This window comes from Citrobacter sp. wls757 (genome assembly GCF_005280935.1).
GTDB classification, from domain to species: domain Bacteria; phylum Pseudomonadota; class Gammaproteobacteria; order Enterobacterales; family Enterobacteriaceae; genus Citrobacter; species Citrobacter portucalensis.
On record NZ_SZWU01000081.1, the window covers coordinates 1 to 5,460 of the forward strand.

Annotated in this window: 4 protein-coding genes; 1 reads left to right on the forward strand and 3 read right to left on the reverse strand. The window is 51.7% G+C overall.

Translation table 11 applies throughout. The features are described from left to right. Nucleotides 1-147: 147 nt before the first annotated feature. From clpB to rluD, 3 genes are all read right to left on the reverse strand, one after another. On the reverse strand, nt 148-2,721 hold the full coding sequence (gene clpB, locus FDW94_RS22760; RefSeq protein WP_020996274.1) for an ATP-dependent chaperone ClpB: 2,574 nt from the start codon (nt 2,719-2,721) through the stop codon (nt 148-150). 129 nt (nt 2,722-2,850) lie between these two features. After that, complete coding sequence (gene yfiH, locus FDW94_RS22765) at nt 2,851-3,582, reverse strand: purine nucleoside phosphorylase YfiH (protein WP_008785512.1); 732 nt, start codon at nt 3,580-3,582, stop codon at nt 2,851-2,853. After that, complete coding sequence (rluD, locus tag FDW94_RS22770; protein WP_003826464.1) at nt 3,579-4,559, reverse strand: 23S rRNA pseudouridine(1911/1915/1917) synthase RluD; 981 nt, start codon at nt 4,557-4,559, stop codon at nt 3,579-3,581. Before rluD ends, yfiH begins: the two co-directional genes overlap by 4 nt. Before the next feature lie 131 nt (nt 4,560-4,690). Between rluD and bamD the strand changes: the two genes are divergently transcribed. Further along, a complete protein-coding gene (bamD, locus tag FDW94_RS22775) occupies nt 4,691-5,428 on the forward strand; it encodes an outer membrane protein assembly factor BamD (RefSeq protein WP_003826460.1) in 738 nt (245 codons plus the stop codon). Nucleotides 5,429-5,460: the final 32 nt, after the last annotated feature.

Sequence of the window (5,460 nt, forward strand, 5' to 3'; positions counted from 1 at the left end):
GGCGCATTATAGGGAGTTATTTCAGGCTGACAAGTTAAAAATATAAAAAACTTATCAAGCGATTACTTTTCAATCAACACGTCCATTTCTGCCTGGTTTTTAAACAAAAACGAGCCCCACAGGGCCCGTTTATTGTTGTTTTGTGACTTACTGCACTGCCACTATGCGATCGTCATTCACTTCCAGACGAATCGTTTTGCCCGGAATCAGTTCACCAGACAGAATTTGCTGCGCCAGCGGGTTTTCGATCTGCTGCTGGATAGCACGTTTCAATGGACGCGCGCCATACACCGGATCGTAACCATTCGCGCTCAGCAGTTTAAGCGCCTCGTCAGAAATATGGATTTCATAGCCACGCTCTTCCAGACGTTTGTACAGACGCTGCAACTGGATCTGAGCAATAGAAGCAATGTGCTGCTCACCCAGCGGATGGAATACAACAACCTCATCTATACGGTTGATGAATTCCGGGCGGAAGTTGTGGCTCACGACGCCCAGCACCATATCTTTCATGTGACCGTAATCCAACTCGCCGAAGCGTTCCTGGATCAGATCGGACCCCAGGTTCGAGGTCATGATGACAACCGTATTACGGAAGTCGACCGTTCTCCCCTGTCCGTCAGTCAGACGACCATCATCAAGCACCTGCAGCAGAATGTTGAACACATCCGGATGCGCTTTCTCCACTTCATCCAACAAGATGACGGAGTAAGGACGACGACGTACTGCTTCCGTCAGATACCCACCTTCTTCATAACCGACATATCCCGGAGGTGCCCCGACCAAACGAGACACGGAGTGTTTCTCCATAAACTCGGACATATCGATACGCACCATTGCATCGTCACTGTCGAACATAAAGTTTGCCAGCGCTTTGCACAGTTCGGTTTTACCGACACCGGTTGGACCAAGGAACAGGAATGAACCAATCGGACGATTCGGATCGGACAAGCCCGCACGGCTACGACGGATGGCGTTAGAAACGGCTTCCACCGCTTCGTTCTGACCAATCACGCGGCTGTGCAGCTCCTGCTCCATACGCAACAGTTTTTCTCGTTCGCCTTCCAGCATGCGAGCAACTGGGATCCCGGTCCAGCGCGCCAGCACCTCAGCAATTTCTGCATCCGTAACTTTATTACGCAGCAGACGCATGGTTTTGCCTTCAGACTGGGTGGCTGCTTCCAGTTGTTTTTCCAGTTCAGGAATTTTGCCGTACTGCAGTTCAGACATCCGCGCCAGGTCGCCAACGCGGCGCGCCTGTTCGATGGCGATTTTTGCCTGCTCCAGCTCAGCCTTGATAGTTTGCGTTCCCGAGAGGGAAGCTTTTTCAGCTTTCCACTCTTCCTCTAACTCAGAATACTGGCGTTCTTTGTCGTCCAGCTCTTCGTTGAGCATATCGAGACGTTTTTTACTTGCCTCATCAGACTCTTTCATTAATGCCTGCTGTTCCAGTTTGAGCTGGATAATACGGCGGTCGAGTCTGTCGAGTTCCTCCGGCTTGGAGTCAATCTGCATACGAATGCTGGATGCCGCTTCGTCAATAAGGTCGATAGCTTTATCCGGCAACTGACGATCGGCAATATAGCGATGAGACAGCGTAGCAGCCGCAACAATCGCCGGGTCAGTAATCTGCACATGATGGTGCAGTTCATAACGTTCTTTCAGGCCACGCAAGATTGCGATGGTGTCTTCCACTGAAGGTTCAGCCACAAACACTTTCTGGAAACGACGTTCCAGCGCCGCATCTTTTTCGATGTACTGGCGATATTCATCAAGCGTTGTTGCGCCTACGCAGTGCAGTTCCCCGCGAGCCAGTGCTGGTTTCAGCATGTTCCCGGCGTCCATTGCGCCATCGGCTTTACCCGCCCCAACCATGGTATGCAATTCGTCGATAAACAGAATGACGTTGCCTTCCTGTTTCGAGAGATCGTTCAGCACACCTTTTAAACGTTCTTCAAACTCACCACGATATTTGGCCCCAGCCACCAGCGCGCCCATATCCAGCGCCAGTACACGACGGCCTTTTAAGCCTTCCGGCACTTCACCATTGATGATGCGTTGGGCCAGCCCTTCAACGATGGCGGTTTTACCGACACCGGGTTCACCGATTAACACCGGGTTATTTTTAGTACGACGTTGCAGCACCTGAATGGTACGGCGAATTTCTTCATCACGGCCGATGACCGGATCGAGTTTGCCCTGTTCGGCACGTTCGGTCAGATCGACGGTATATTTTTTCAAGGCCTGACGTTGGTCTTCAGCCCCCTGGTCATTCACGCTTTCACCTCCACGCATTTGTTCAATTGCCTGAGTGATATTGGCGGTCGTCGCGCCTGCTGATTTTAATAAGTCGGTCAGCGTACCGCGTGACTCAAGCGCCGCCAGAACGAACAGTTCTGACGAAATAAAGTTGTCCCCACGTTTTTGCGCCAGCTTGTCGCAAAGATTCAGTACACGCACCAGTTCCTGAGAAGGCTGCACATCGCCACCGGTACCTTCTACCTGTGGCAAACGGCTCAACGCCTGGTCAATGGCTGTACGTAACTGGCCAGCATTAATGCCAGCAGACGTTAATAAAGGACGTACCGATCCCCCTTCCTGATTCAGCAAGGCGCTCATTAGATGAAGTGGTTCGATGAATTGATTGTCGTGCCCCAATGCGAGTGACTGGGCATCGGCAAGAGCAAGCTGGAATTTATTAGTAAGACGATCCAGACGCATAACTCCTCCCATAACAGGTCAAAATTGCTACTGGAGATTAAATGAGGTCATCCCTCAATTATTCAAGGTGAATGACCTGAATTATGTGAAAAGAAAATTACACGTACCGGATCGTCTTGATTCTTTAGGTTATATCAGCCAAATAAAACTTGCCATACGACCCGTGGTATTGTCGCGACGATAAGAGAAGAACGTCTCACTTTCGCTGAAGGTGCAACGGTCGCCGCCATGGATGTTCTCGACTCCGACACTGGAAAGACGCTGGCGCGCAAGCTGGTAGATATCCGCCAGATACTTGTCGCCACGCGGTACAAATGCGAGGTCCGCTTGCGGATCTTTCGTCATGAACGCCTCGCGGACTTCTGGTCCAACTTCAAACGCGTTTGGACCTATCGCCGGGCCTAGCCAGGCAATAATGTTTTCAGGTTTGTCGGCAAAACACGCCACCGTTTCTTCCAGCACGCCGGCGCATAATCCGCGCCAACCCGCATGGGCCGCAGCAACTTCCGTTCCGGCACGATTGCAAAACAACACCGGCAAACAATCAGCGGTCATCACCGCACACACGGTGCCCGGCGTGTTGCTGTACGACGCATCTGCGCGTTTGCAGGCGTAAGGCTCGCCGGTCAGTTTCAGGACATCCTTACCGTGGACCTGCTCCAGCCAAACTGGCTTTGACGGCAGATTGCCCGCAGCAAACAGTCGTTTGCGGTTCTCTTCAACATGCTCCGGGTTATCGCCGCAATGGGCGCCCAGATTCAGCGAATCGTAAGGCGGCATACTGACTCCGCCAATACGGGTAGAACTACACGCCGCGACACCTTGCGGTATCGGCCACTGCGGGACAATTAGCTTACTCATAGCCAGGCAATATCATCCTTATGTTCTTCGAAATCAGCGCGCATCACTTCAATCAACTGCACCATATCTTGTGGGATCGGCGCATGCCATTCCATTTCGATACCGGAAATCGGGTGATACAAACGCAGCATGGTCGCGTGCAGCGCTTGACGGTCGAACTTACGCAGTACGGAGATAAATTCGTCAGAAGCGCCTTTCGGTGGACGTGGACGACCGCCGTAAACCTGATCGCCCACCAGCGGATGAGTGATATGTGCCATGTGCACGCGGATCTGGTGCGTACGTCCGGTTTCCAGACGCAACCGCAGACGCGTGTGCACACGGAAGTGTTCCATAATGCGATAGTGCGTTACCGCCGGTTTCCCCATTGGGTGTACCGCCATGTGCGTACGCTTGGTCGGGTGACGGCTAATCGGTTCCTCAACGGTTCCGCCAGCAGTCATGTGACCAATTGCCACGGCTTCGTACTCACGGGTAATTTCGCGCAGTTGCAACGACTCCACTAAACGAGTTTGCGCCGGAACCGTTTTTGCCACCACCATTAATCCGGTCGTGTCTTTATCCAGACGGTGCACGATACCTGCACGAGGAACATCCGCGATTGGCGGGTAGTAATGCAGTAACGCATTCAATACCGTACCATCGGGATTCCCGGCGCCCGGATGCACTACAAGGTCACGGGGTTTGTTGATGACAAGAATGTCGTCATCTTCATAAACGATATCCAGTGGGATATCCTGAGGTTCAAAACGAACCTCTTCATCAATTTCTGCATTGATGGAGACACGCTCTCCACCCAGCACTTTTTCTTTCGGTTTATCGCAAAGTTGGTCATTTACCAGTACGCGCTGGTCGAGGATCCATTCTTTTATGCGCGATCGCGAATAATCAGGGAACAATTCGGCCAAAGCCTGATCTAAGCGTTGACCGAGCTGATTTTCGGAGACTGTTGCGGTGAGTTCTACTCGTTGTGCCATAAACTGCTTCTTCGTTTAACGTTGGGTTTTACGGCTTTGCCGTTTAATATAGTGTGCTATTGTAGCTGGTCTTAACCGGGAGCAGGAACAGAGAATCTCCCGTATTACATTTTGAGGAAAGTCAAAACGTCATGACGCGCATGAAATATCTGGTGGCAGCAGCCACGTTGAGCCTGTTTTTGGCGGGTTGCTCTGGTTCAAAGGAAGAGGTGCCCGATAATCCGCCAAATGAAATCTACGCGACTGCTCAGCAAAAGCTGCAGGACGGTAACTGGAAACAGGCAATAACGCAATTGGAAGCGTTGGATAACCGTTATCCATTTGGACCGTATTCTCAGCAGGTGCAATTAGATCTCATCTACGCCTACTACAAAAACGCCGATCTGCCACTTGCTCAGGCTGCCATCGATCGTTTTATCCGTCTTAACCCGACACACCCTAACATTGATTATGTCATGTATATGCGTGGCCTGACCAATATGGCGTTGGATGATAGCGCACTGCAAGGATTCTTTGGTGTTGATCGTAGCGATCGCGATCCGCAACATGCCCGAGCTGCGTTTAATGACTTTTCCAAACTGGTGCGTGGGTATCCGAATAGCCAGTACACCACTGACGCCACCAAACGTCTGGTGTTCCTGAAAGACCGCCTGGCGAAGTATGAATACTCCGTTGCAGAATACTACACTGCCCGCGGCGCATGGGTTGCCGTGGTAAACCGTGTGGAAGGCATGCTGCGCGACTACCCGGATACCCAGGCAACACGTAATGCCCTGCCGTTGATGGAAAACGCTTATCGCCAGATGCAGATGAATGCACAGGCTGAAAAAGTCGCGAAAATCATTGCCGCCAACAGCAGCAATACCTGATTTGCCTCAGAATGTAAAACGGCAGCCCCTGG

Bases quoted from the DNA above. Each gene is read 5' to 3' on its own strand.
- clpB (WP_020996274.1), bottom strand. From the start codon at position 2,721: ATGCGTCTGGATCGTCTTACTAATAAATTCCAGCTTGCTCTTGCCGAT.
- yfiH (WP_008785512.1), bottom strand. From the start codon at position 3,582: ATGAGTAAGCTAATTGTCCCGCAGTGGCCGATACCGCAAGGTGTCGCG.
- rluD (WP_003826464.1), bottom strand. From the start codon at position 4,559: ATGGCACAACGAGTAGAACTCACCGCAACAGTCTCCGAAAATCAGCTC.
- bamD (WP_003826460.1), top strand. From the start codon at position 4,691: ATGACGCGCATGAAATATCTGGTGGCAGCAGCCACGTTGAGCCTGTTT.